This window comes from Phycisphaeraceae bacterium, from assembly GCA_019454185.1.
Lineage (GTDB): Bacteria > Planctomycetota > Phycisphaerae > Phycisphaerales > UBA1924 > JAHBWV01.
The window spans coordinates 64,874-90,303 of record CP075368.1; the positions used below are offsets into that span (position 1 = coordinate 64,874).

A 25,430-nucleotide genomic window follows, 5' to 3' on the forward strand; every position below is an offset into this window, starting at 1 on the left:
GTTGTTCAACTTTCAACATGCGACGAGGTGAGAGAGAAAGGGGCACCCGGCGAAGGCCGGATGCCCCTTGTTCATGTCGTCAACAGCCGAGCGGCCGGTTCAGGTGCTCGGTGCGCCGGAGCCGACGGGCGTGTCGGTCGGAGCCGGTGCCGGAGCGGGTGGCGCCTCCGTCGGGACGAAGGTCAGCTTGTCCTCGCCCTCGAGGCGGGTCACCTGGACGGCGTTCTTGTTGTGCAGGTCGCCCGAGAGGAGCATCTCGGACAGCGGATCCTCGATGAACTGCCCGATCGCCCGGCGCAGTGGCCGCGCGCCGTAGTCCGGGTTGTAGCCGCGCTCGATCAGGAAGTCCTTGGCGAGCTGGTCGAGCGTCAGGTTGATGCCCTGTGCTGCGAGTCGCTTGCCGAGCTTGCCCGCCTCGTACTCGATGATCTGGACGAGGTCCTCGCGGGTGAGCGGACGGAAGACGATGATGTCGTCGAGACGGTTGATGAACTCAGGCCTGAAGAACCGCTCGATCTCTTTCAGAAGGATCGTCTTGACGTTGTCGTGATCGACCGCGTCGGAGCGCTTCTGGAAGCCGAACCCGCCGCCACCCTTGATCAGATCAGCGCCGATGTTGCTCGTCATGATCATGATGGTGTTGCGGAAGTCGACGTGACGCCCGAACGAGTCGGTGAGGCGTCCCTCCTCCATGATCTGGAGGAGCATGTTGAAGACATCGGGGTGCGCCTTCTCGACTTCGTCGAGCAGGACGACGCTGTACGGGCGGCGACGGATCTGCTCGGTGAGCTGGCCGCCCTCCTCGTAGCCGACGTAGCCGGGGGGCGCGCCGACGAGGCGGGAGACGTTGTGCTTCTCCATGTACTCGGACATGTCGAGGTGGACGAGGGCGTCCTCGTTCCCGAACATGAACTCCGCCAGCGCCTTGGAGAGCAGGGTCTTGCCCACGCCCGAGGGGCCGACGAAGATGAACGAGCCCATAGGACGCTTGGGGTCCTTCAGACCGGCGCGGGCGCGGCGGATCGCCTTCGAGACGGCCTTGATGGCCTCTTCCTGGCTGATGACCTTTTTGTGCAACTCTTCCTCGAGCTTGAGCAGGCGCTGGGCCTCGTCCTTCTCGAGCTTCTTGAGCGGCACGCCCGTCATCTTGCTCACGACCTCGGCGATGATCTCTTCATCGACGGTGCCGTCATACTCCTGAGAGCGCGTCCGCCACTGCTTCTGGATGTCTTCCTTCTTCTTCCGCATCTGCTCGGCCTGATCGCGGAGCTCCGCGGCACGCTCGTAGTCTGCGGCCCGGACCGCCTCGTCCTTCGCGACCGTCAGCTTCTCGATCTCGGCCTCGAGCTCGGCGAGGTTCGGCGGCTTGGTCATGCTCTTGATGCGGACGCGGGCGCCGGCCTCGTCGATCACGTCGATCGACTTGTCGGGCTGCACGCGCCCCGTGATGTAACGCCCGGAGAGCTCGACGGCGGCCTTGATCGCCTCGTCGGTGATACGCACGCGGTGGTGCTGCTCGTACTTCTCACGCAGGCCCTTGATGATCTCGAAGGTCTGCTCGCTGGACGGGGGATCGACGGGGATCGACTGGAAGCGGCGAGCAAGGGCCGCGTCTTTCTCGATGTACTTGCGGTACTCGTCGAACGTTGTGGCACCGATGCACTGGATCTCGCCGCGGGCGAGCGCGGGCTTGAGCACGTTGGACGCGTCGATCGCGCCCTCCGCACCGCCGGCCCCGACCAGGGTGTGGAGCTCGTCGATGAAGAGGATGACGTTCTTGGCGCGGCGGACCTCGGTCATGACGGCCTTGATGCGCTCCTCGAACTGGCCGCGGTACTTCGTGCCCGCGACCATCATCGCCAGGTCGAGCACGACCAGACGCTTGTCGAAAAGGATCTCAGGTACGTCGTTGGAGATGATCCGTTGGGCCAGACCCTCGACGATCGCGGTCTTGCCGACGCCCGCCTCGCCGAGCAGCACCGGGTTGTTCTTGGTACGCCGGCAGAGGACCTGGACCAGACGCTCGATCTCGTTTGTGCGACCGATGACAGGATCGAGGCCGGACTCGCGTGCGAGCTCGGTCAGATCACGCCCGAACGAGTCGAGCGCGGGGGTCTGGCTCTTGCGCTTGCCGCCTCGTGCCTCGCCCGGACCGCCCGATGCCTGCTGGCCGGGGCCTGAGGGAGAGACCGATGAGGACTCTTCGCTCTCGGTGCCCGCGCCGAGGAGATTCAGGACCTCCTCGCGGACCTCTTCGAGCTTCAGGCCGAGGTTCATCAGCACCTGTGCCGCGACGCCGTCGTGCTCGCGCAGAAGGCCGAGCAGCAGGTGCTCGGTGCCGACGTAGTTGTGGTTGAGGTTGCGGGCCTCTTCGATGGCGTACTCGATCACCTTCTTGGCGCGGGGCGTCTGGGGGAGCCGGCCCATCGTCACCATCTCGGGGCCTGCCTTGACGAGTTTCTCAACCTCAAGACGCACCTTGCGGAGGTCAACATCGAGGTTCTTCAGCACGTTCGCGCCGACACCAGAGCCCTCCTTCACAAGACCCAGAAGGATGTGCTCGGTGCCGATGTACTCGTGGTTGAACCGCTGCGCTTCCTGATTGGCCAACGCCATGACCTTGCGGGCTCGATCGGTAAATCTCTCAAACATCGCGGTTCTCCTGCGGCTGTTCCCAGCCGTGGCCTGACACTCTCTTTGATGCATCCCACGTCGCGAATGGTCGCCGCACTTGCACTTCTTTCTCGCACAAACCGATCCGCAACGCGCTCTCTCGAACCCTACTTCCTTTCACCAACACGATTCGTGTCTTCCTACGTTTCGGATCAGCCCGAGTTCAGGAATCGTTGGGGTTGAAGCCAGCGAAGCCCACTCGACCAATCTGGATCGGTTCAAGTGCCGTGCCAGTTCGCCAAAGTCCTTCACGTATCGCAAACGCCGTTCTGATTCGTCCGGATGCTGCCGAATCCGTCCGGGTATGCCAATTGGGCAGTCGCGCACATTGTGCGCCACGACTCTCCATACACGGGCACAGAGTGGCCCCAACTGGCCGTTTAGAGCCCATGTGGAACATCCCGCTCTGCTTACACGAGCCGAATCAGTTTACGACCAATCCATTCGGTGCACGCGAGCAACAGGAAGCAGATGAGCGCAAGTGGAGTGTCCCAAAGTGTTTGCACGGTGGGGGGGGTGACGATCCGCACCTGTCGGTTAGGGAGAACCTCTTCGAGATTCTCCAGATCCTGGAGTGTCAGCATGCGACCGCCCGTCTCCTGGGCGAGCACCGCCAGCAGGGCGTGATCGGTCTCTGGGGTGCGCATCTCGTTATCTGGCAAGACAATAGAGAGCGGTTGCTGAAGCCCGATGCCGGCCAGCATCGGCTCGGATGCCTCGACTCGATACTCGCCCGGTTCAAGGGCGACCCAGGCGTCGGCATAGGTCCGGATCCCGCCCCGAACCACGCCGTCGGATTCCTGCTGAAGGCGCAGGTCGATAGGTGTGCGGCCGATCGAGTTCTCACCGATCGGCACGAGCCGAACGCGAATCGTGCTCGGCGCGGCATCAACCAGCGATTGATCCAGAAGGCGAACCGCGATCCGCACCGGTTGCTCAACCGGCACCACGGATTGCGAGAGCTCAAGCACCGCCGGCAATCCCGTGCGTCCGACGCTGTCGCGTGCAAGCAGCCGCACGAGCGGCAGCCAGAACCGCTCCTGCAGCGTCTCGCCGCGCGCATACCGCCAACGCCAGGTCTCGTCCGTCGCCACATAGATCACGCGCCCCGCGCCGTATCGCATGGTCAGCACGAGGGGTGATGCTCCCCGCTGGCCGTCGGCCGCGTGCGCGAAGGCGAGCGTTTCCGCGCTCGGCTTCACGCTTCCCGGTTCGATTCGCTGAGCCCACCTGAGCAGCGACCAGCCGGTATCGGGGTCGGCCAGTTGTGCAGGCCAGCCGCGCGGCTGAGAGAGGTTGAGCAGGCCCAGCCGCTCCGATGCGGGCGCTGGCCTCACAACGACGGGTCGATCCCATGCACGCACCGAGCCCGTCTGTCGCATGCCGGCACCGGAATCGCTCCCTATGGCGAACGGCAATAGGTCGGCCAGCGGCGTCTCGCCCCAGGCGTTCGGCGTTGAGCCGGGCCCGGCGATCCACAAGAGGCCGCCGCCGCGCATCGCGACGTGCTCGCGTATCTGCTGGAGCTGTTCGGTGGTGAAGAGATCGGGCCTCAGGTCGCCGAGCACCACAACGTCGAACGGAGCCCACTCCTCAGACGATCGGGGCAGCGAACGCAGCAGCTCGTCGCCCTCCTGAAGGAAGCGCTTCTCAACGGCCAGAAGCAGATTCGACGACTTGATCGAGCCCTCGCGGATCAGCAGGTTCTTGACGTACCGGTACTCCCATCGCGGATACCCATCGAAGTAGACGGTGCGGATGGGGCGGTCGAGCAGGTCAACCGCGAATGACTTTGTGTTGTTCTCGGCGATCAGGTCGGCCCTTGTCGGGACGATGCGAACGCTCCAATCGCGTGAGCCCGCATCGGTATCGGAGCCGCTCAGCGTCAGCGTGACCGCCGCGGGGTCTGTCGGATCCGGCTCGGCATCGCTCAACGGCCGAGACTCGTACACGCGGCCCGTCAGTTGATCGATTAGTTCAACGGTCGCGTCGAGCCGATTCTCGGGGTCGCCTCTGCGCTCGATCCGCACCGACACGGGGATCGTGTCGCGCACAAAGGCAACCGTCGGCGCGACGGCCTGTGTGACTGCCAGGTCGCCGATCGGTGTCGGGCTTCCGAGTGCAAGAGGGAAGACAGGCACGCGATCGCTCTGCAACCGGCGCAACAGCGTGCGATCGGGGGGCTCAGTCGTTCGGCCATCGCTCAGCAGGATCACGCCCGCGACGGGGCGTGCGGCGGTTCTCGCGAGCGCCTGCGAGAGCGAACTCGAGAGCGAGGTGCGCGAGCCGGTCGCGGGCGGAAGCGTGATCGGCGCGAGCCCGCGGTCGTCTTTGCTGGTTCTGATGGGAAACGCCGCGCCGTCGAAGCCCATGAGCAGCAGCTCGCGCTCCGCCGCGATCCGCTGGAGGGATGGGTGCGCACGCGACAACGCCTCGCGCAGCTGCTCGTCTCTCGTGATGCGATCCGTCGAGCGGCCCGGCACATCGACATCCGCGACCGACATCGACGCCGAGCGATCCGCCATCACGACCACCCAGTCCGGCTCGATGGTCTCGTTCTGTCTTTCGAGCCGCGGCCCGAGCACAAGCAGCACCAGAAACACGATCAGCATCGCGCGGACTGTCGCGAGCGCGACGCGTGCTCTTCTGCCCGAGTCGAGTTTCCAGTAGGCCCACATCGCGAGCAGGACCGCGCCGGTCACGACCAGAGCCCAGCCCCACGGTTCGAGCGGGCGCGTGAGCCCGAAGCGGACATCCTGATCTCCGAATCGGAGTGTCTCGGTGGACAGAAGCCGGTTCAGCAGCTCGTTCATGCCGCGAGCCCTCCGGTGCCGGCCCGTGTCCCCGAAGCGATCGTCGGGTCTGACGAGACGCGTGCGTGGCTGGACCATCGCGCGAGCACGAGTTCGGCAAGCGCGAGAGCCAGAGCCGCGAGGAGAAGCGCGAACGATCGATCCTTCGCGCCGTCGACGGTGCCGATCGCCTCGGCGAGCCGACCCCGCCCTGTCTCGGCGCGCTCGGCGACCGCCAACTCCGCCGCTGGTGAATCGGGAGCGATCGCGCTCAGCCACGATCTGAGCGCTGCGGGCGCAACCGGGCTCGTGTCGCTGGCTCGTGGGTCGGGCGCGATCGAGATCCATGCGCGCGTCGAGCCCTGGGCGTCGAGCGCGCGAAAGACGCCCGAGCGTCTGATCGGCGGCGGAGCCGATTCGCGCCCCGCTATCGCGATCGTGATCGGGCTTGATGAGCCCGTCTCGATCACCTTCTCCGACGAGCGCAGCTCGCTCGTCCCCGCCGGCAGCGGGGGGAGCGTGCCGGCGGATGCGTGCCAGATCCCGCGCGCCACGCCGACACCCTGACGCACGATCTCCTGCACGAGCGGCACGACCAGCGGCTTGGCCGGCAAGTCCGTCCAGCCCAGATCGAGCGAAGAGGCGAAGAGCACCACGAGCCCGCGCCCCGAACGCGGCGTGTCGCCGCTGGGCGTTCCGGCCACGAGGAAGGCCGAGCCATCCGCCAGCCCGAGCACGGCACGTTCGCGACGGTCCGGATCGATCGCGAGCGGGAGTGCACGACGCACGCCGACTGCTCGCACCAGTTCCTGCAACTCCGGGCGAACGAGCGCGAGCAGGTCTTCACGAGGCGAGAGCGATGTCGAGGCATCGAGCGAGAGCGCGGGCTCAAACTCTTTCGCCTCGCGCCCGATCGTCCAGCCCAGATCGAGCGACGCGAGCTGGTCCGCCCAGAGGTGGACAGAGACGCCCGCGGGCGGCACGATCATGAGCAGCCCGCCCTGATCGACAAACGACGAGACCGCACGCCACCCGGTCTGATCGAGCGACTGCGGCGCGCACAGCGCGATCGCATCGAACCCCGCGAGCCGCGCCGAAGTGATCGCCCCCGGCTCGACGCGTGATGTCTCAATGTCCGCTCTCGGGCCCGTGACCTGCTGCGCGATCGGCTCGAGCGCGAGCGAGATCCAGTCCGCGGCATCGAATCGATCCAGCCCCGAGCCCTCGGTCGGTTGCTGGAACCTGCGCGGCGCGACGACCGCCACTCGGATGGAGTCTCGGAACTCGATCACGCGATGCACGCCATCGTCGCCGGGGAGCGCGTCGGCATCGATCGTCGCCGCGATCACGCGCGACGCACGCGAGCCGGTCTCGGGCGGCCCGATGTTCGCCTGCATGATGACCGACGCCTCTCTCTGCCCCGGCTCGAACCTCGCCTGCGCCTGTGCCAGCGTCTCGGAGCCGCCCCCCTCGCGTGTGGTCAAGACACGCACGACGCGGCTCGTTGCCTCGCCGACGCTCGGTCCGGACCTCATCAGTGTCACCCGGACCTGATTCGACGAAGCGAGCGAACGCCCGCCCGTCACGACCGAGCGGAGCGGCTCGACGCTCGTGATCGCCACGTTGTCGATGCCATCCGCTCTCGGTGCCGAGAAAAGCAACGCGTCGGGCTTCGGCATGAGGGCCGCGAGAGGCGTCTGAAGGTCCACCGAGCCCGCGAGAAAGTCGGAGAGCACCGCGACCACAATACGGGGGCGGTCACGCTCGTCGATCGCGAGCACGGACCGATTGATCTCGTTCAGCGCGCCCGCAAGGTCGGCGGAGGCGTCTGTCGGTGTCAGACGCTCGATGATGCTCCTCACCGCTCCGATGTCGCTGCTCGGTGGCAGCACAACGCCCTCGGCCGGGCGAGAGAGCGTCACCAGCGCCGCCGTGTCTCCCGCGCCGGGATTCAACTCAGAGAGCAGGCGTGCCGCCTCGGCTTTGTGCCTTGCCAGAGCATCCCCGGCCCCCGACGTCAGCGAGTCATCGATCAGAAGGATGAGCGAGGTCGGGCGCGTGCCGGAGCCGAGCCCCGCGCCCGCGCTCCCCCCGAAGAGAAGCCGCCCCAGCGCGAGCGCGACACACGCGACGAGCGCACACCGCGCCAGCAGCACCAGGATCTGCTCAAGCAGGAGACGCCTGCGGCTCTGCTTGTACGCATCCAGGAGGAAACGCATCGCCGCCCAGCGCAAGGGCTTGACACGCCTGCGGATCAGCAGGTGGATGATGATCGGCAGCGCGATTGCCGCGAGACCGACCAGCGCGAGTATTGGATGCACGAAGTTCATGCGGCGTGTCTGCCTCGGTCACGATTCACGATGCCCATTGCCCGTTCCCTATGCATGTTTCGAACGCTTGATCTGCGCGTTCCGTCGAGCGACAAAGGACGCGAGCGTCGGGCCGAGCCATTCATGCGTGCTCACAACTTGATGGTCGAAGCCGAACCCGCGGGCAAGCCGCTCGATGCCTTCCAGGTGCTTCCGCAGCTCGTCCAGATACGCCTCGCGGATCGCGCGCGGATCAACGCGGACCTGCCCCTCGCCTTCGAGACCGATGAACGGTGCCTCGTCCTTGAGATCGAACAACAACTCGGCGCGGTCGAGCACTTGGAACAGGATGGCATCGTGGCCCCGATGGCGGACGCGGGCCAGCGTCGTCTTCAACTGCTCAAGATCCACGAACAGATCGCTGACGATCGCGAGCAGGCAGCGGTTCGTCAGCTTGCTCATCGCCTGCTCGACCGCGCGGGGAAGGTTGGTGGGGCGGTCCACGGGGTGCATCGAGAGTGCGCCGACGATCTGTCGCCACACACCTTGTGCGCTGGAACGCTTGAGCTGAGCGCGGACCTCATCGGCGTAGACGAGCAGGCCGACGCGGTCGCCCTGCTGGAGGGTGATGTACGCAATAGCCGCAGCAATCGCTGTCGCGTGATCGAACTTGCTCCAGTATGTCCGTCCATCCGGGCTGGTCTTGCGTCCGACGCCGGAGGCCTCTTCAAAGGAGCGTGAGCCGAAGTCCATGGAGCCGGAGGAATCGACCAGGATCATCAGATCGAGGTTGGTCTCCTGCTGGTACTGCTTCAGGTGGAGCTTGTCGGTCCGCCCGTAGACCTTCCAGTCCAGGTGGCGGATGTCGTCGCCGGCGACGTAGGGCCGATGCTGCGCAAACTCCACGCTGAAGCCGTGGTAGGGGGAGCGGTGCGTGCCGCTCATGACGCCCTCGACGATCATCTTGGCGCGGAGCTCAAAGGTGCCGAGCCGAGCGAGGGTCTGGGGGTGGAGGTAAAGGGAGGCATCGCCCTCGGGGAGCACGCCGCGTCGGGCGGCGGGCGCGGGGCTTCCGGCACCCGCTGGGATCCCGCGCTCTCCGGCATCCGTGCTGGTGGGGGGGCTCATGTGGGCAATGGTACCGACAGATCCCGATCGGGGTTCGGCGAGGTGCCGCTTCTCGTACCCATTCCGGGCGGCAGAGGCGGAAAGTGAAGCGCGAAGGGAGGGGTTCCGAATAAAGGGCTGGAAGGTCGCTCCGCAGCGTCCGGATTCGGACACCTCGCACACGCGGAGCGCACCTGTCAGGAGGGCCTTGGCCCATGCGTTCGACACCTGTCTCCTACATCCTCTGGCTCTTCTGCTTCATCGGGCTCTGTGGGCTCCACCGGTTCTATCACGGGCGGTGGGTCACGGGCCTGATCTGGCTCTTCACGTTTGGGTTGCTGGGCTTCGGGCAGCTCATCGACCTCTTCCTGATCCCCGGCATGACGCGGATCAGCAATCTCGAGCAGCGCGTCGAGCGGATGGCGTGGCGACCGGCGCACGCGTGAGTCTGTGCAGGCTTCACATCGGAGGAGATGGGGCTCCTCCATCACGCTCTATCATTCCCAATGCCATCCAACTCCATCTCCCGCATCGGGGTCCTCACGGGGGGCGGCGACTGCCCCGGGCTCAATGCCGTCATCCGCGCCGTTGTGAAGGACGCCGCGTCGCACGGCATCCAGACCGTCGGCATCGAGGACGGGTTTCTGGGGCTGATCGAGGACCGCGTCCGGCCGCTCACGCCGAGAGACGTCTCCGGCATCCTCCTCCAGGGAGGTACCATCCTCGGGTCGTCCAACAAGGCCAACCCGCGGAAGTTCGCGTGCGGCGTCGGGGCGGACGGAAAGCCGATCATCGAGGATCGCACCGACCAGTGCATGGCGGTCATCGAGAAGCACGGGCTTCAGGCGCTCGTCGTCATCGGGGGCGATGGCACGATGTCGTGCGCGGATACGTTCGTCAAGCGGGGCGTGCGTTGCATCGGCGTGCCTAAGACCATCGACAACGACATCTACGGGACGGACCTGACGTTCGGTTTCCTGACCGCCGTGCAGACTGCTACGGACGCGATCGATCGCGTGCGAACGACCGCCGCGAGCCATCATCGCGTGATGGTGGTGGAGGTGATGGGTCGGAACGCCGGGTGGATCGCGCTGCACGCGGGGATCGCCAGCGGCAGCGACATCATCCTCATTCCCGAGATTCCGTTCTCGGTCGATCGTGTCTGCGAGCACATCCGGAAGCGTGCCAGCGAGGGGAAGAAGTACAGCATTGTGTGTGCCGCGGAGGGTGCGAAGATGGCCGGCGGCAGCGCGTTCGTGGAGCGCGTGGTGGCGACGAGCCCGGACCCGATTCGCCTCGGCGGCATCGGCAAGGCGCTCTCGGGCATGATCGAAGAGAAGATCGGCGTAGAGTCGCGCTACGTCGTCCTCGGTCATGTGCAGCGGGGCGGAACGCCGGTCGCGCTCGATCGCGTGCTGGCGACGCAGTTCGGCGATCACGCGATGGAGTTGCTGAAGTTCGGCTGCGGGCCCGCGCGCGACATGGACCCGGAGCGCGGCTCACGCCTGGTCGTGTGGAAGGATGCGAAACTGGGTGACATTGCGCTGACGGAGGCGAGCAACAAGCAGCGGCTCGTGCCGCTGGACCATCCGCTGCTCGCGGCGGCGCGGAGCGTGGGGACGAGCTTTGCGGAGGGGTGAGTTACATTCTTTCCAGCGTCGGCAGGCCGAGTGTTGTCAGGCCATCCTCCAGCACGCGTTCGGTGAGGGAGTAGAGGCGCAGGCGCGAGAGCATGGTCGCGTCGTCGGGGGCCTTGAGCACGTGGCACTGGTCGTAGAAGGTGCTGAACATGCCCGCGAGGTCGTACAGGTAGGTGCAGATGCGGTGGGGCTCGAGGGCATCCGCCGCGGACGCGAGCGTGCCGGGATACCGGAGCAGAGCGAGCGCGAGGGCCTTCTCGGCGGGCTCGGCAACGGTGATCGGCGCGTTCTGCCATGCCGCAGGGGTGAGGCCGCGCTCGGCGACGGCCTTTCGCTGCACGCTCCGCGTACGCACCAGTGCGTAGAGGAGGTAAGGGCCGGTGTTGCCCTCGAACGCGAGCATGCGATCGAACGAGAAGACGTAGTCCTTCACGCGGTCGTTCGAGAGGTCGGCGTACTTGAGGGCGGCGACGCCGACGGCCTCGGCGATCTTCGCCTTCTCGTCAACGCTCCAGTTCGGGGCGTCCTTCTGGGTCTCGACTACAGCCGCGGCACGCTTGAGCGCCTCGGTGATCACATCCATCAGTTTGACGTTCTCGCCGGAGCGAGTTTTGAAGGGGCGGCCATCATCGCCGAGCACCATGCCGAACCCGGCGTGGTCCATCTTGGCGGGCTTCCTGGTGGTGGGGTTGATGTCGTACCCGGCGCGATGGGCGGCGCCGAAGACCTGCTTGAAGTGCAGCGACTGGCGGGCATCGACGCAGTAGATGACGCGCGTGCCGCCGAGCTTCTGCACGCGGCGTTTGATCGCGGCGACATCGGTGGTGGCGTAGAGGTAGCCGCCGTCACTTTTCCGGATGATGCAGGGTTCTTCGAGTCCTTCGACGCGGACGACCAGCGCGCCGTCGGAGACTTCGGCGATGCCGCGTGAGGTGAGGTCTTCGACGACGGGGCCGAGTTCGAGGGCGTAACTGGACTCGCCGGCGGAGTGCTCGGGCTTGACGTTGGCGTGCAGGGCGGCGCAGGTGTCGAGGCAGGCCTTCATGGTGATGTCGCTGATGCGCTGCCAGATGGCGAAGACGGCGGGCTCGTGGGCCTGCAGCTTCACGAGGGTCTGCTTGGCGTGGGCGAGGGCTTCCTTCGCGCCCTCGACCTGGGCTTCGAGTTCGGCGATGGCCTTCGGGCCCATGCGGTACTTCCGCGCCATCGCCAGGCCCCGCTCTTCCGCGGCGCACTCGAGCTGGGCCGCCTTGTAGAGCTTCTCCATCGAGTCGAGCGTGAGCGTGGCGAGGTTGATTGTGCCCGCGTCGGACAACTGCTTGAGCTTGGCCGTGACCATCGCGATGGGGAGGCCCCAATCGCCGACGTGGTTCTGGCGCACGGCGTTGTGGCCGAGGCGTTCGAAGAGCCGCGCGATGGCATCGCCGATGATGACGGCGCGGAGGTGGCCGATGTGCATCTGCTTGGCAAGGTTTACGCCGCAGAGATCGACGACCGCGGTCTCCTTCACCTCGGGGATGGGCACACCAAGGGAGGGCGTGTCCATGTTGGCGACGAGGGCGGCGAGGGCGTCGGAGCGGAGCTTGATGTTGATGAAGCCGGGGCCGGCGATGGAGCCGTCGGTCAGGGGTTCGGCGATGTCGGCGATGTTCACCTTGGCGGCGATCGCGGCGGCGACTTCGCGCGGGTTTTTGCCGAGCTTTTTGCCCAGGGCCATCGCGCCGTTGGACTGAAAGTCCGCGAGCTTGGCCATCTTGCTGGGGGTGATGAGGGGATCGCGGTCGGCCTCGGGGACCTCCGGGAATGCGGCGGCGATGGCGGTGGTGAACCGCTCATCGAGGATCTCGACCGGATCGAATCGTGCTGCTGTCATGCCGCCAAGCGTAGGTGCGGCATGGGTTGGCGCAAGGCGGAGAGGGGCTGTGGGGAGGAGGCAATGGGGAGCGGGATCAGGATTCACATTACGCCGGCATGACCAGGACTATGTGCCCGACCTTGTGACCGGTCTGTGCGTGGGCGTGTGCCGCGGCGATCTCCTCCAGCGGATACACCCTGTCGATCGGCGGCGTCAGATGTCCCGCGGCCGACAGATCGGCCAGGTGCTGCAGGTCTGCACGCTGCTCGGCGGTCACCCCGCCGATGACCCTCTGCCGCCCCAGTCGCGTTGTTATTGTTTGGCGCATCTCCGTCAGGGTCATTACCGCCGCGAGAAATCGCCCGTCCTCCGCCAGCAGATGCCTCGTCTGCGCGAACGCCACCTTGCCCACTGTCTCGAACAGGATGTCATACTTCCTCTCCACATGCAGAGACTCGAGCGGCGTTGCCTGATAGTCGATTGCTTCGTCTGCGCCCAACTCACGCATCAGTGCATGGTTTTTGGGGGTGCAAACCGCCGTCACATGCGCTCCGGCGTGGTGCGCCAACTGGACCGCGTGGGTTCCCAGCGACCCGCTTGCCCCGTTGATGAGCACCCGCTGACCAGCGCGCAGCCCGCCCCTTTGCAGGAAGTAGTTGGCCGCCAGCCCTCCGAAGGGAAGGCACGCTGCCTCTTCAAAACCGAGATTGTCCGGCTTTCTGACGATCACCCCGTCCGCAGGGAAAGCCACGAACTGCGCGTTCGCCCGCCCCTTGGCGCTGGTCGACGCGATCACGAGATCGCCGACATTCCATTCGTCCACACCGTCTCCCACCGCCTCGATCACGCCGGACAACTCCGCACCCGGAATGGGGTTGCGCGGACCTCTCACGCCGAAGACCAACCGCACGATGGGCATGAAGACGGGTGAGGGCAGGTCCAGCGATCGCACACGGACATCGCCGCTCGACACCGTTGACGCCCGCACCCGGATCAGAACCTCTCCCCGTCCCGGCGACGGCGTCGGCACTTCGGATATGGACAAGACCGATGGCGGCCCGTAACAGCGATAGGTCGCGGCGAGCATGGCCAGAGAGTAGCGAGAGGCAGGAAGTCAATTGCGATGGGTGACGGGGAACAGGGGAGAAGGAGGCCGCGCCGAGCCCGGCCCCGTGATTCGCACGGGGACCGGCGAGGTGCGGGGGTTGGGGGAGAGTCGGTGAAGGGGAATGCGGGGGCGTCCGGGCCGCTGGGAGATTCGCGATCGCTCTTGAGGGCGATCGCGAGGGGGAGGTTGGGGAGAGCGCCCGTCGGGTAAACCGCCGGGCTGGGGAGAGAAGAGGGAGTCGGGGGCGTCCGCCCCGCTCCATTCAGGATGCGCCCTGCGGGCGGGCTTTCCACGGGTTCCGGTCGCGAAGCGCGACCTCCACCCGTGGCTACAAACGGGCGTCCCGCTGGGACGCTCAGAGAAGAGGAAAGACAAAGGCCGGTCGCCTTTGGCGACGGGGAGGCGTTCAAAGGAAGTCGCTGCGCGACGGGTTTCCGGGGGTCGCGGTCGCACTCGATCGCTGGGGGCGGTGCTCCCTTGACCCCCGGCTATCAACTTCCAGCCCTGCGGGCTGAAGAGGAGAGGTGCCGCCCTTGCAGGGCTCGGATCGGAATGGGAGGGGGTTGGTGGCGCGGCGTGATCCCCAGGGCTCACGCCCCCCCACCCCTGGGCTGGATTCTGTCGGCCGTGCCGGCCTCAAAGGCGCGCCGAAAGGCCTGCGTCCCGTTCGGGACGCTCGGACGTGAGGCAGCGGGGGAGGTAGCGCTTCCAAGCCGTCAGAGCGGCGAAGTGTCATCGCGTGGGGCCGATGGACCATCGTTGCGGCTGTCCATGTCTTGGACGATTCGAAGAATCGTAGCTCGATCTCTCTCTTTTTGCTTCTTGCGAAGAACAACAGCCACGCCGCCTGCAATCCACAATGCGGCGACCCCTGCAAGTCCGAGCCAGATGCCTGAGTTCATCTCAGCAGTATACTTGCTCCACCGAAGCACGTGCAGTTGCTTCGCGGCGCCACTCCTCGATCAACTGATAGGTCTTTCCTTTGGGATCTTGAAGTCGTGCGATCGTGTCGGTCATGGTGATGGGTTCCCACTTCTTGGCATTGGTCATGTGATCGGCCCAGAAGAGAGTCTTCCGCGTGTCGATCCGGCGGAAGTGGCGGAACCAGACGCCCAAGCCGCGGTCGGGCGTGGCGATGTAGTTGTACTCTCCGCTTACCGTCACGAGCGCGACCTGGAAGTGGTGAGCCACCACGAGGACAAGGTCGCCGACCTGCATGGGCGAGACAAAGTCAAAGTAGTCTCGCTCGCCCGATGAGACGCTCTCGCGAGAGATCCGTCGCATGTCGCCCACATCGGACTCGAAGTCGAGGCCGATGAAGCCAGCGGAGACGCTTCGAATAGCGTGTGCTGCGGATCGGGCGGGGTCAGAGGGATGGAGTTGCATCCTCCAGTAGTTCATGGCAGGACTCCAGTGGCGCGAGGTGCGTTATGGTTTGAGCGGGGTCTTGGAGAGATTGGCGATTGCTCGCCACAGGTCGTGCCGCGGAAGGTCGATGCCCGTGGCGGCCTTGAAGCTGGCTGCGACGCGGTCAAACTTGTCGGTATAGGGCAACTGGTCGCGAGCGCCGACGGAGCCGACCTCGGCCACGACGGCTCTCGCCAATGCATCTTTCTGGTCCGGCTCCAGGTGGGGTGCGGGGGAGCCCGGCTTTCCGGATCGGGGCAGTTCCGCGGCCTTGCGGACGGTTAGGAGATAGTGGAAGACCTCCCGCTCCGTCTTGCTCGGGAAGGACTTGGTCACCTCGGCGTATATCAAGTCGAAAGCATCCGTGTACGGCAAGTCGTCCAGAGGGAGTCCGGACTTGGAGTATGCTCTTTCGACTACGGCATCAAACGAATACTTGTCCTCGTACAGCATGCGATCAGCGTAACCGAATGGGGACCGCCTTTCCAGCGCTAGCGGGCGGAAGAGCACCGAGATTGGTCCAGAGCGACCAATCTTGGTAGCACGGGGAACGTCAAGAAAGGTTAGGGCCACCCGCCCACCTGCCTTATGCGGGTTGCGCCAGCCGCTTGTATCGGGGTCGATTTGCGTACAGTTGGCGCAGGGGCTTTCGCTCAGCGGATGCGTCTAGCCATGCTTCAAGCGAAGCGGTCAAGGTTGTGGGGATAGTGAAACCCGGAATAACTCCCCTATAGAGACACTGAATAAAGATCGCGTTCTCATGCCCCATTTCTGACGCGACATCAGCAAAATCAATCAAATCACGCCAGTCTGTTTGAGGGGCGTCGGGACTCGATAGATATCGGCGGAACGTGTCCGCCGCATCGACATACTTGTCCGTTAACAGCATCAGAACCGCATGGTTTAGTACAGCCTGAGATTCGTTAGGATCTATCTGAAGGCATTTGTTATTGCACCCGATTGACTTTTCGAGGTCGCCTGCAAAGAAGTAATTTCTGGCCTGTGTGGCATAGACCCACTTAAACTCCGAATCGCATAGTTGGATCGCACGGTGGGCATCAGCGATTGCTCTTTGCAGTTGGTCGGTACCGCCGGGCCCGGTTCCGGGATACCAAGAAGTCTCCATCAGACATAGGCAACACATGTGACGGATGTATTGCCTCCGATCATCGTCGGCTGGCAGTCTCCTTGAAAGAGCGGAGTCCAAATATTCAAGAATGTTGCCGGCGTCAGCAAGGCGCCGTTCGCACACGGCGACCATCCCGAGCGTTGCGAGCACTGCTTCGTGAAGCCACTCCGCACGTCTCCGCAGGTCATTCATGACAGAAGAGGGGCCGGCGGGTTCAATTCCGAGGTGTTGAATAAGGCGAGTGATAGACTCTCGGAACTTTGCATCAAGTTTCTGACTGGCCACCATGGCGTCGACTGTGTAGTGGTAGGTCGCAGAGTCCTTCGTGATGGGTGATACGGAAACCCGTAGTGACAGCGCAAACTTATAGCGTGCGGCTATACGTTTCTGGTCAGCAGTGGTGCTCGATGGACTCGTCGGGAACGCGCGGAACGACATATAGGTCGCGCAGCGCGACGAACGGCCTATGTTGTCAAACGTCTTGCGCACAATGAGCAGGTCACTCGGATCCACATGATGCGACGCAAAGGAGACGGCAATGCGAGTGCCTCGTCCTGTACGCCAATATACCTCGCGTGCGACAATCCATGTGGCTAATAGGATTGTGAACCCTGCTGCATACCAAGCGAGCACAGTCAAAAGTGGGAACTCGGATTTGGGTGAATGCTGCGCAGACCAATCTACATAGAGCCATGCCGGTGCGAAGCAAGAGAGCAGTCCAACCAAGATGAGACCAGCCCGCCAAGTCAGCCAGCCTTCAGCTGTTCGGAGCAGCAGAAGCATTGGACGTGCGATGGCATGTGCGTCGGCCAGCCAACTCATGCAATGCGCTCGCGATCGCTTTCGCGGTCGCGAGGCGAGATGCCTTTATCTCAATAATCCATGTCATCCATCCCGCCCATGCCGGGCATGCCGCCGCCGCCGCCAGCCGGCGCGGCCTTCTTCTCCTTGATCTCGACGATCGCGGCCTCGGTGGTCAGCAGGAGGGCTGCCACTGAGGCGGCGTTCTGAAGGGCGACGCGCTCGACCTTGGTCGGGACGATGACGCCCATCTTGAGCATGTCGCCGTACTCGTGGGTGAGGGCGTTGAAGCCGAAGTTGGTGACTTCGGACTCTTCGACCTTGTTGGCGATGACGGAGCCGTCGAGGCCGGCGTTGGCCGCGATCTGCTTGATCGGGGCGGAGAGGGCACGGTGGATGATGTCGATGCCGGCGCGCTCGTCCTGGTTCTCCGTCTTCTTGCGGAGCTTGTCCAGGACCTTGCGGGCGCGGATGACGGAGACGCCGCCACCGGGGAGGATGCCCTCTTCGACAGCCGCACGAGAGGCGTGGAGCGCGTCCTCGACGCGGGCCTTCTTCTCCTTCATTTCGACTTCGGTGGCTGCGCCGACGTTGATCTGGGCGACGCCGCCGGCGAGCTTGGCGAGGCGCTCTTCGAGCTTCTCGCGGTCGTAGTCGCTGGTGGTGGCGGCGATCTGGTGGCGGATCTGCTCGATGCGGCCCTTGATGTCATTGGAGGAGCCGGCGCCCTCGACGATGGTGGTGTTGTCCTTGTCGAGGGTGACCTTCTTGGCGCGGCCGAGGTCGGAGAGTTCGACGGTCTCGAGGTTGAGGCCGAGTTCTTCCATGATGGCCTTGCCGCCGGTGAGGATGGCGATGTCCTCGAGCATGGCCTTGCGGCGGTCGCCGAAGCCGGGTGCCTTGACGGCGGCGACCTTGAGGACGCCTCGGAGCTTGTTGACGACGAGGGTGGCGAGAGCTTCGCCTTCGACATCTTCGGCGATGATGAGGAGGGAGGCGCCGGCGTCGGCGATCTTGCCGAGGAGGGGGAGGAGGTCCTTGGCGGAGGAGATCTTCTTCTCGTAGATGAGGATGTAGGGCTTGTCGAGGGTGGCCTCCATCGTGGCGGGGTTGGTCACGAAGTGGGGGGAGAGGTAGCCCTTGTCGAACTGCATGCCCTCGACGAGCTCGACCTCGGTCTCGAGGGACTTGCCCTCTTCGACGGTGATGACGCCGTCCTTGCCGACCTTGTCCATGGCGTCGGCGATGATCTTGCCGATCTGCTCATCCTGGTTGGCGGAGCAGGTGCCGACCTGGGCGATCTCCTTGCTGGAGTCGACCTTCTTGGACATCTTGCCGAGCTCGGCGACCACGGCGGAGACTGCGGCGTCGATGCCGCGCTTCACGAGGTTGGGGTTTGCGCCGGCGGTGATGTTCTTGAGGCCTTCGGTGTAGATGGCTTCGGCGTAGATGGTGGCGGTGGTGGTTCCGTCGCCCGCGTCCTTGGAGGCCTTGGTGGCGACCTCCTTGACCATCTGTGCGCCCATGTTCTCGTAGGGGTCGTCGAGGGTGATCTCCTTGGCGACGGTGACGCCGTCCTTGGTGACGGTGGGTGCGCCGAAGGATTTTTCGAGGATGACGACGCGGCCGGAGGGGCCGAGCGTGACCTTGACGGCGTGGGCGAGTTTTTGCACGCCGCGGAGGATGCGCTCGCGTGCGTCGGTGTTGAAGGCGATCATTTTGGCTGCCATGAGACTGTTCCTTTCAGGGAATCGGATTCGATGCAAAGAAATCCGGACTCACCACAGAGGCACAGAGAGCACAGAGGGGGAGAAAGCGGGAAAGCGAGGAGCGTGAAGCGTGTGTGAAGCCGTCGCGGCACGGGGTGTGCGTGTTGACGAGGGACTCGGATGTACGCTTCACGTCTTTCACTTTGCGGTTTCTCTGTGTTCTCTGTGTCTCTGTGGTGAGTTCTTGTCTTGTTTCTTTACGAGACTTGTTTCTTGAGTTCGATTCGGATCCATGCGATGCGTTCGGCATCGAGGATGTAGATGGACTTTCCGTCGGTGACTTTGACGAGGTGGTCTGGCTCATCGGGGATGAGCATGGCCTTTTTGATCTCGAGCCCGAGACTGGGCGGGTGGACATCGGCGAAGGCGACGCCGAGGTCGCGATGGCCGTCGAGTTCGGAGAGGGCTTGTCGGAGTTGGGTAGGGGTCATCGGAAATCCAGTGACGAAGTGACTGAGTGACGAAGTGACGGAGTGGGGAAAGGAACGGGGACACTGTGTCACTGTGTGACTGTGTCACTCCGTCACTGCCCATCAGTCGATGACGGCGAGGACATCGTCCTCGGACATCATGAGGTAGTCGGTGCCGTCGAGCTTGATCTCGGTGCCGGCGTAGGAGGTGAAGATCACGCGATCGCCCTTCTTGACGGTGAGGGGGATGCGCTCGCCGGTCTCGGTGTTGAGGGCGCCGTCGCCGACGGCCTGGACGGTGCCGGTCTTGGGCTTCTCCTTGCCGGACTCGGGGAGGTAGATGCCGGTGGCGGTCTTGGTCTCGGCATCGTCGCGGCGGACGAGGATCTTGTCGTGGAGGGGACGGATACCGGTGTCGGACTTCTTTGCCATGGGAAACTCCTTCGAGGCAGTAAATGGATTGACGTGAGGGAATCAGCGAGACAGAGACAAGGGGAGAGACATTCGGCATTGGCCATTCGGCATTCGCAGAATGGAGATCAGGTGGGTGGTGAGTCGGGGATGCGGGGTGAATGCGGCCAGCGGCCTGCGTAGAAGCGTGAGAGGGCGCGGCGGAGGACTTCGAGCAGGAGTTCGAGGTCGCGGGTGCCGCTGGGGCGATCGATGACGGCGAATGCGCCGAGGCGGAGTGCATCGGAGAGTTCGCGTGAGTCGTCGCGTGTGGACTGTTGGCGTTTTACGGCGACGGTGGGGGGCGGGGCGTCGAGACGGGCGAGGAGTTCGAGGAGGCGGCTGCCACCTTCGGAGAGGTCTTGTGCGGCCGCGGAGCCGTCGAGGGGGAGCCCGAGATCGACGACGGCGATGTGGATGGGGTTTGCCTGTATGAGGTCTTTGGCTTCGCGTCCGGTGCCGGCGCGGAGGGACTGGACGCCCATCGGTTCGAGGAGCCGCGGGAGTTGATCAACCCAGGACTCGGATCGCCAGCCGGCGTAGGAGAGGAGGAGGTTGAGCCGGCCGCCGGGCGCGGGGCGACCGCCGCGGGCGTCGGCCGGGGGTGTGCTGGCGTTGAACTCGTCGCGCACCGACATCATCGTGCCGATGCAGAGGCAAAGCGGGTGCCGGGCGAGAGGTGCGTGCAGGGTGTGATCTGACAAGGGTTTATGGTGGGGGGCGGGGCGGGTGTGGCGTGGGGTGCTGCCATGAGGTTGAGGGATGGGGGGTGCGGGTGCCAAGATGGCAGGCCGCGGAGAAATGGCCAAAGTGCCGAATGGCCAAAGGGCCAGATGAAGACAGATGGCGTGTGCGGGGCGAGTTAGGGATGGTTAGGATGGGGGCATGGAGATCATGCTGGGTGTTGTTGCGGTGCTGGGATTGGGGTTGGCTGCGGTGTGCGCGTGGTGGGGGATGAGAGCGCAGCAGGCGCGGGGGGAGGCGGTGGATTAGCTTGTCTTTGTCTTCACTAAGGGATCAATAGCCCATGACAAATGTGCTTTTGGTGGTCTTGGCTGTGACTCAACTCGTAACGGGCGTGCTCGTCATCGTGCTAGTCCGCAACCGGCGGGTTGATCTTTCACCAGTAATTGAGCGACTCGACAGGACTGAAGCGGCCACCGGCGCTGCATCGCAAGCATTGCGAGACGAGATATCGAGACTTCGCACCGACGGTGCGGAGCAATCTCGTCAACAGCGAGAAGAGATCAGCAACAGCCAGCGAGGGGCGTCAGACTCCCTCACGAGAAACTTGCGAGATATCGGTAGTCAACAGGCCGAAAGACTTGATGCTTTCGCCGACTTGATCGCGAGGGGAAACGCGGCAAATCAAGAAACTGGCCGACTTCTTCGTGAGGAACTCGCGCAGTCAATCAGACTGTTTACCAGTACGGCGTCTGAACAGTCAAAGAACTGGGGGGAAGCGATTGACAGACGTATGGAAGCACTCAGAGCCAGCGTTGAGCAGCGCCTCAAGGAGATTCAGGAGGATAACTCAAAGAAGCTTGAGTCGATCCGGCAGACCGTGGACGAGAAGTTGCACGACACTCTTGAGAGAAGATTGGGAGAGTCGTTCAAACTGGTGAGCGAACGGCTTGAGCTTGTGCACAAGGGGTTGGGCGAGATGCACACGCTCGCCTCAGGCGTGGGCGACCTCAAGAAGGTGCTTACGAATGTGAAAGCCCGAGGAACGTGGTCTGAACAGATGCTAGGCAATCTGCTAGAGCAAATGCTGACTCCAGAGCAGTACGAGCGAAACATCGCCACGAAGCCTGGCAGTGCCGAGAGAGTCGAGTTCGCGCTCCGCCTTCCCGGCAAGAACACGGACTCCGATGATCCCGTCTGGTTGCCGATTGACGCCAAGTGTCCAAAGGAAGACTACGAGCGAATCGTCGACGCATCCGAGCGTGGTGATCCCGACGCAGTTCGCGAGAGCGTTAAGCAGTTGGAGATTCAGATCAAGAATTGTGCGAGAGATATCGCGCAAAAGTACATCTCGCCGCCCGCCACGACGGACTTTGCCATCCTTTATGCACCAACAGAAGGCCTTTACGCAGAGATTCTTCGATGCCATGGCCTTACGGAGTTCTTGCAGCGTGAGCATCGAGTTGTCGTTGCAGGACCAACTACTCTTGCCGCACTGCTGAATAGCCTTCAGATGGGCTTTCGAACGCTGGCGATTGAAAAGCGATCGAGCGAGGTCTGGAAGGTGCTATCTGCGGTCAAGACCGAGTTCGGCAAGTTCTCGTCGATCATCGAGAAGGTTAGGAAGAAGCTCTCTGAAGCGAGCAACACGATTGACGACGCTTCCGTCCGCACGCGAGCAGTTCAGCGAAAGCTGAAAGCGGTCGAAGAAATGCCCATCTTGGAGTCCTCCGCCGTGCTCGGAATCGATGCGGCGCATCTAGATGCAGACTCGGAGGCTGAGCCCGCGGAAGAGTAGACGCAATAGCTATGTTTCTTGATCGTTTGTGCGTTGAGCAGCTCGATGCTAAACAGCGCGGTGGAGCAGCACAACAGGTTCGCATCGAGCGTGGAGTCGCGGCTGTTGCCGACGATCCGGAAGTTCGAGGAGAGCGGCGTGAAGTCGGCGAAGGGGGTGGAGTCGTTGCCGGAGGTTGAGGTGAGGGCGAGGTTGATTGAGGGGGTGGTGGAGGGGCCGGAGAGCCGGGGGTGAGCGACTCGGCGTTCATGCGTCATTGCGAGCGGGGAGGACGCGCGTTTCGGCGAGCCAGCGTGTTCGCGGTCGAGCCGAAGGCCACGAAGGATGGCACGGGCTGGATCGTGAAGGACAGCGGCGTGGTCTATTCGTGGGAACTGTTCATCGCGACGTTCTGTGTGCTTGCTTTTCTGCACACGATGTGGCTCTTTGCTCCGTACGGCGGCGTTTTGAGCAGGCCATGGATATTCGTGCTTGAGGCAACGATCGTTGCTTCGTACGTGGCAGCGGCGACGTACACGAGTGCATGGACGGTGCGAGGGACTGAGGCGGTCGTGCGTCGCAAGGCGCTTGGCGTCACCTTCGTGAAGCAGAGCGTATCGGATATTCGCCTCTGTCAATACCACGCGATCGTGCTGTATCGAAAGAAGATTGCGGGGTATACGCCAGTCACGCCTTTGCGGAATCGCGGTGCGGTGCTTGTCGTGCTCGATTCGTCGAGCCGGTTCCTGGTGCTGATGATGTCAGAGGGCGAGGAGGTGGAATCATACCGGGGTTGGAGTGGAGCTCGATACTCGTCCGTACTGGGGTTGCCGCTTGAGCATGCTGGTGTAATCGTCGTGCGAAACGCGTGGTGAGCAGAGGGCGTGTAGGGCGCGGATCTTCAGTCGCTCCTCGCACTTCGTGCTCGTGCGCGACTCCGAGGCGTTCAAAGGATGCGCTGCGCGGGGGGCTTGTACCCAGGGCGACGCTCGTGGCTTCGCCACTCACTTGCCCTGGGCTCTGGCTAGGGCGGCCCGTTGGGCCTTGAAGGCAGCGGCGGCGCCTTTGGCGACTGGGAGGCGTTCTAAGGATGCGCTGCGCGGGGGAGTGTACCGGGGGCTGGCTTGTCGCTTCGCGACGGCGCTGCGCCCCCGGCAACGGTCGTGCGCCCTTGCGGGCGAAGAAGCGTCGCCGTTGGCGACTTGAAGGCGTTTAGAGGAAGCCGCTTCGCGGCGGAGTTTACCGGGGGTGTCGCTTATCGCTTCGCGATTGCGCTCCACGCCCCGGCTACGAGCGTACAGGGCTTCGCCCTGCTTAGACATGCATGAGTGAAGGCGCGCGAAGAGGCGGGTGCTTTGTGTGGTGTGGAGATGCAACACCCCGAGCTCGCGAGCTTTTTGCGTCATCGCTTCATTGCCTGTGTGTGTCGATCAAGGATGATGATGGCTTGGATCCATCGACGGACCCGCTCGATGCCGCGCACGTGCGGCGGGATAAGCCCCACATGGTGGGTCATTTCCAGGCGTGCAAACACACGCTCGATCACGCGCCGGAGTGACAGCAGGCCCCTGCCGAAGCCCGTCATGCTCTGCTCCAGCATGTCGATGGCTCGACGGCGGTCCGGATGCGTTCCGGACCGCCGCACGCCGCGACCCACGCGGCAGTCCTTCCGCGGAACCACCAGTTGTCCGCCCTTGCACGCGCAGAGTTCATAGAGCTTCACGCTGTCGTAGTTCGAGTCGGCCAGCACATACCCGTTCAACTCCATGTCTCGCATCATCCGCTTGGCCATCACTGCTTCATGGCAGTGCATGGGCGTGAGACGCCAGGAGACGATCGAGCCCGCGAGATCGCAGATCGCATGGAGCTTGTAGCCGCGCAGTCCCCATGCGCCGAAGGTCGCGGTCCGGTCTCCGGAGTGCGAGGCGACGCGCAGGGCCTTGCCGTCAAGAGCCAGCACCAACGCTCCCGATGCAGAGACCAGATTCTCCGCCTCCGCCGCGGCAAGTAACGCCTGGACGCTGGTGGTTCTCAGCCGCCGGCTCATCCTGCTTGGCGAGGGCAATCGACCACGCCGCCACAACGGCCATGCATCGCGTCGGCACGCCCAGGAGGTGGGTCGTCGGTGCAAGACGGCCCAGAGAAAGGTCAGCACGATGTCCGCATCGGTGAAGGTGAAGCGACCGCCACGCGGGCTCCGATCCAGCTTCCGCACGCTCGCCGCCAACACCCTCCAACTCGCGTTGTCCATGCTCGGTCTCCTGTCTGGCAGCTCCACCAGTGGGACCGAGCATGGCATGAGCCATCAGATCGCGCAAGTCTCCACAATGGAAACCCTTGGAACACATGGCGCAAAATGCTCTCGCGCTCGGGGCTCCCTTTTCGATGCGTCGTCTTCGGCGAGGAAGCGGGCGTTTCATTCTCAGACATGCTTGCTCTTCGAGCAGGCATGCCACACGAGTGAAGGAGGCGGTTGAAGGATGCCGCTGCGCGGGGGGTGCAGGGAGATCAGTCTTCGCCGCCGCCGGCGCGGAAGGAGCCGGGCCCGATGAACCAGAGGAGGTGTTTGACCTCGGCTTCGTGGAAGTCGGCACCGGGTCCGGAGCCGGTGGTGTAGGTGTGGCGTGTGTCCTGCCAGTATGGGGCGGTGGCGGGGATGGCGGCGACGTGTCCATCGGCGAAGGCGGCGGGGCGGACCCTCAGCGAGTCGTGGGAGCCGCGGTTGTCGTAGGTGGATTCGTTTCCGGGGATGATGATCTCTTCGGCGCGTCCGAAGAACTCGCGTGCGTCGCGGTGGCCGTGCTCGATGACGAAGTAATCGACGTTGTCGATGAGCATGGCGATGTCGGAGGTTCGGACGACCTGATCGAGCGTGCGCCAGGCGCGTGAGCCGTAGCGGGGGGCCCAGGCGTCGGGGGCGGCGTTGGAGATGAGGAGCGAGCCGGTGCGTTCGTTCATGACGACTTCGGAGAAGAGCCAGTAGTTGGGGGCGTGGTGGAGGTTTCCGTTGTGGGTCTGGCGGAGGTCGTCGTCGTCGGGCTTGACGTTCGGGCAGCGCCAGATGTCTACGGGAGAGTCCCATCCGAACTCGCGGCGTCGGAAGTCGCGCCCTTCGTAGCGGGCGAGGAGGGCGTTGATGAGCCAGGGGTTGGACTCCCAGCCGGTGGGGTCGGTGGTGGAGGGTTCGGTGTGGTAGAGGATGCGGGGCGGGAGCAGGCCGCTGAAGTCGTTGGCGTAGGAGAGAACTGAGACGCCCTGCTGGCGGACGTTGGAGAGGCAGAGGGTGACGCGGGCGTTGGCGCGCGCGTGTCCGAGGGCGGGGAGTAAGATGCCGACTAGGACCGCGATGATGGCGATGACGACCAGCAGCTCGTTGAGTGTGAATGCACGCGGCGTGCGGGTTGGGCTCGGGCGCGGCGTGCGCATGGAGGGAATGGTATCGGAACGGGCGGGTTGATGGAAGGGGCGGGGTGTTGCGCACCTGAACTGCGGCACACGGTGAGCGCAAGGAAGTGATGG

20 protein-coding genes and 1 pseudogene are annotated in these 25,430 nt (G+C 64.1%); 5 read left to right on the plus strand and 16 right to left on the minus strand.

Going from position 1 to position 25,430, the window contains the following annotated elements; genetic code table 11:
- Positions 1-71 precede the first annotated feature (71 nt).
- From KF838_00285 to KF838_00300, 4 genes and pseudogenes are all read right to left on the minus strand, one after another.
- Positions 72-2,652, minus strand: a pseudogene (locus KF838_00285) (ATP-dependent Clp protease ATP-binding subunit).
- A gap of 431 nt (positions 2,653-3,083) precedes the next feature.
- A complete protein-coding gene (locus tag KF838_00290; protein ID QYK48305.1) occupies positions 3,084-5,486 on the minus strand; it encodes a hypothetical protein in 2,403 nt (800 codons plus the stop codon).
- The gene (locus KF838_00295) at positions 5,483-7,795 is read right to left on the minus strand and encodes a BatA and WFA domain-containing protein (GenBank protein QYK48306.1); all 2,313 of its coding nucleotides are present in this window, start codon (positions 7,793-7,795) and stop codon (positions 5,483-5,485) included. Before KF838_00295 ends, KF838_00290 begins: the two co-directional genes overlap by 4 nt.
- Positions 7,796-7,843: 48 nt before the next feature.
- Positions 7,844-8,902: a DUF58 domain-containing protein gene (locus KF838_00300; protein ID QYK48307.1), complete on the minus strand. Its 1,059-nt coding sequence runs from the start codon at positions 8,900-8,902 to the stop codon at positions 7,844-7,846.
- A 194-nt stretch (positions 8,903-9,096) separates the two neighbouring features.
- Here KF838_00300 and KF838_00305 point away from each other — a divergent pair, with 194 nt between their 5' ends.
- The gene (locus tag KF838_00305) at positions 9,097-9,327 is read left to right on the plus strand and encodes an NINE protein (GenBank protein QYK48308.1); all 231 of its coding nucleotides are present in this window, start codon (positions 9,097-9,099) and stop codon (positions 9,325-9,327) included.
- A gap of 60 nt (positions 9,328-9,387) precedes the next feature.
- Entirely contained in the window at positions 9,388-10,521 is a 1,134-nt protein-coding gene (locus KF838_00310; protein ID QYK48309.1) for a 6-phosphofructokinase, read from the plus strand.
- Position 10,522: 1 nt separating this feature from the next.
- Here the strand turns inward: KF838_00310 and argS are convergent, their stop codons facing one another.
- The 10 genes from argS to KF838_00360 all read right to left on the minus strand — a co-directional run bounded on the left by argS (position 10,523) and on the right by KF838_00360 (position 20,154).
- Positions 10,523-12,394, minus strand: coding sequence for an arginine--tRNA ligase (gene argS / locus KF838_00315; GenBank protein ID QYK48310.1), 1,872 nt, complete (start codon positions 12,392-12,394; stop codon positions 10,523-10,525).
- Positions 12,395-12,482: 88 nt separating this feature from the next.
- Positions 12,483-13,463: an NAD(P)-dependent alcohol dehydrogenase gene (locus KF838_00320; GenBank protein QYK48311.1), complete on the minus strand. Its 981-nt coding sequence runs from the start codon at positions 13,461-13,463 to the stop codon at positions 12,483-12,485.
- Between the two features lie 737 nt (positions 13,464-14,200).
- Entirely contained in the window at positions 14,201-14,386 is a 186-nt protein-coding gene (locus KF838_00325; GenBank protein ID QYK48312.1) for a hypothetical protein, read from the minus strand.
- 1 nt (position 14,387) lies between these two features.
- Positions 14,388-14,885 (minus strand): hypothetical protein, encoded by a 498-nt coding sequence (locus KF838_00330; GenBank protein ID QYK48313.1) that lies wholly within the window; start codon positions 14,883-14,885, stop codon positions 14,388-14,390.
- A 27-nt stretch (positions 14,886-14,912) separates the two neighbouring features.
- Positions 14,913-15,344, minus strand: a complete 432-nt coding sequence (locus tag KF838_00335) for a hypothetical protein (GenBank protein QYK48314.1) — start codon at positions 15,342-15,344, stop codon at positions 14,913-14,915.
- 133 nt (positions 15,345-15,477) lie between these two features.
- Positions 15,478-16,842 carry a hypothetical protein gene (locus KF838_00340; protein ID QYK48315.1) on the minus strand — a complete coding sequence of 455 codons (1,365 nt, stop codon included), beginning with the start codon at positions 16,840-16,842 and terminating at the stop codon, positions 15,478-15,480.
- A gap of 50 nt (positions 16,843-16,892) precedes the next feature.
- A complete protein-coding gene (gene groL / locus KF838_00345; GenBank protein ID QYK48316.1) occupies positions 16,893-18,551 on the minus strand; it encodes a chaperonin GroEL in 1,659 nt (552 codons plus the stop codon).
- 236 nt (positions 18,552-18,787) lie between these two features.
- Positions 18,788-19,021, minus strand: coding sequence for a hypothetical protein (locus KF838_00350; protein QYK48317.1), 234 nt, complete (start codon positions 19,019-19,021; stop codon positions 18,788-18,790).
- Between the two features lie 102 nt (positions 19,022-19,123).
- The gene (locus tag KF838_00355; GenBank protein QYK48318.1) at positions 19,124-19,432 is read right to left on the minus strand and encodes a co-chaperone GroES; all 309 of its coding nucleotides are present in this window, start codon (positions 19,430-19,432) and stop codon (positions 19,124-19,126) included.
- 107 nt (positions 19,433-19,539) lie between these two features.
- Entirely contained in the window at positions 19,540-20,154 is a 615-nt protein-coding gene (locus KF838_00360) for a response regulator (GenBank protein QYK48319.1), read from the minus strand.
- A gap of 323 nt (positions 20,155-20,477) precedes the next feature.
- On the opposite strand from KF838_00360, the gene rmuC reads away from it, so the two are divergent.
- Genes rmuC through KF838_00375 form a run of 3 tightly spaced genes read left to right on the plus strand, consistent with a single transcriptional unit; the run spans position 20,478 to position 22,786 of the window.
- Entirely contained in the window at positions 20,478-21,932 is a 1,455-nt protein-coding gene (gene rmuC / locus KF838_00365; protein ID QYK48320.1) for a DNA recombination protein RmuC, read from the plus strand.
- 45 nt (positions 21,933-21,977) lie between these two features.
- Positions 21,978-22,166, plus strand: a complete 189-nt coding sequence (locus KF838_00370; GenBank protein QYK48321.1) for a hypothetical protein — start codon at positions 21,978-21,980, stop codon at positions 22,164-22,166.
- A complete protein-coding gene (locus tag KF838_00375) occupies positions 22,163-22,786 on the plus strand; it encodes a hypothetical protein (GenBank protein QYK48322.1) in 624 nt (207 codons plus the stop codon). The genes KF838_00370 and KF838_00375 overlap by 4 nt, the downstream gene beginning before the upstream one ends.
- Before the next feature lie 527 nt (positions 22,787-23,313).
- On the opposite strand, the gene KF838_00380 is transcribed toward KF838_00375, so the two are convergent.
- Together KF838_00380 and KF838_00385 are read right to left on the minus strand one after the other, a co-directional pair.
- Complete coding sequence (locus tag KF838_00380) at positions 23,314-24,162, minus strand: transposase (protein ID QYK48323.1); 849 nt, start codon at positions 24,160-24,162, stop codon at positions 23,314-23,316.
- 257 nt (positions 24,163-24,419) lie between these two features.
- On the minus strand, positions 24,420-25,337 hold the full coding sequence (locus KF838_00385; GenBank protein QYK48324.1) for a prepilin-type N-terminal cleavage/methylation domain-containing protein: 918 nt from the start codon (positions 25,335-25,337) through the stop codon (positions 24,420-24,422).
- Positions 25,338-25,430: the final 93 nt, after the last annotated feature.

What these genes read in the sequence shown, in the direction of transcription:
- KF838_00325 (QYK48312.1), bottom strand. Translation starts at nt 14,386, where the DNA reads ATGAACTCAGGCATCTGGCTCGGACTTGCAGGGGTCGCCGCATTGTGG.
- KF838_00340 (QYK48315.1), bottom strand. Translation starts at nt 16,842, where the DNA reads ATGAGTTGGCTGGCCGACGCACATGCCATCGCACGTCCAATGCTTCTG.
- KF838_00290 (QYK48305.1), bottom strand. Translation starts at nt 5,486, where the DNA reads ATGAACGAGCTGCTGAACCGGCTTCTGTCCACCGAGACACTCCGATTC.
- KF838_00355 (QYK48318.1), bottom strand. Translation starts at nt 19,432, where the DNA reads ATGGCAAAGAAGTCCGACACCGGTATCCGTCCCCTCCACGACAAGATC.
- KF838_00320 (QYK48311.1), bottom strand. Translation starts at nt 13,463, where the DNA reads ATGCTCGCCGCGACCTATCGCTGTTACGGGCCGCCATCGGTCTTGTCC.
- KF838_00370 (QYK48321.1), top strand. Translation starts at nt 21,978, where the DNA reads ATGCTAAACAGCGCGGTGGAGCAGCACAACAGGTTCGCATCGAGCGTG.
- groL (QYK48316.1), bottom strand. Translation starts at nt 18,551, where the DNA reads ATGGCAGCCAAAATGATCGCCTTCAACACCGACGCACGCGAGCGCATC.
- KF838_00330 (QYK48313.1), bottom strand. Translation starts at nt 14,885, where the DNA reads ATGAACTACTGGAGGATGCAACTCCATCCCTCTGACCCCGCCCGATCC.
- KF838_00385 (QYK48324.1), bottom strand. Translation starts at nt 25,337, where the DNA reads ATGCGCACGCCGCGCCCGAGCCCAACCCGCACGCCGCGTGCATTCACA.
- KF838_00295 (QYK48306.1), bottom strand. Translation starts at nt 7,795, where the DNA reads ATGAACTTCGTGCATCCAATACTCGCGCTGGTCGGTCTCGCGGCAATC.
- KF838_00380 (QYK48323.1), bottom strand. Translation starts at nt 24,162, where the DNA reads ATGGACAACGCGAGTTGGAGGGTGTTGGCGGCGAGCGTGCGGAAGCTG.
- KF838_00310 (QYK48309.1), top strand. Translation starts at nt 9,388, where the DNA reads ATGCCATCCAACTCCATCTCCCGCATCGGGGTCCTCACGGGGGGCGGC.
- KF838_00300 (QYK48307.1), bottom strand. Translation starts at nt 8,902, where the DNA reads ATGAGCCCCCCCACCAGCACGGATGCCGGAGAGCGCGGGATCCCAGCG.
- KF838_00350 (QYK48317.1), bottom strand. Translation starts at nt 19,021, where the DNA reads ATGACCCCTACCCAACTCCGACAAGCCCTCTCCGAACTCGACGGCCAT.
- rmuC (QYK48320.1), top strand. Translation starts at nt 20,478, where the DNA reads ATGACAAATGTGCTTTTGGTGGTCTTGGCTGTGACTCAACTCGTAACG.
- argS (QYK48310.1), bottom strand. Translation starts at nt 12,394, where the DNA reads ATGACAGCAGCACGATTCGATCCGGTCGAGATCCTCGATGAGCGGTTC.
- KF838_00335 (QYK48314.1), bottom strand. Translation starts at nt 15,344, where the DNA reads ATGCTGTACGAGGACAAGTATTCGTTTGATGCCGTAGTCGAAAGAGCA.
- KF838_00305 (QYK48308.1), top strand. Translation starts at nt 9,097, where the DNA reads ATGCGTTCGACACCTGTCTCCTACATCCTCTGGCTCTTCTGCTTCATC.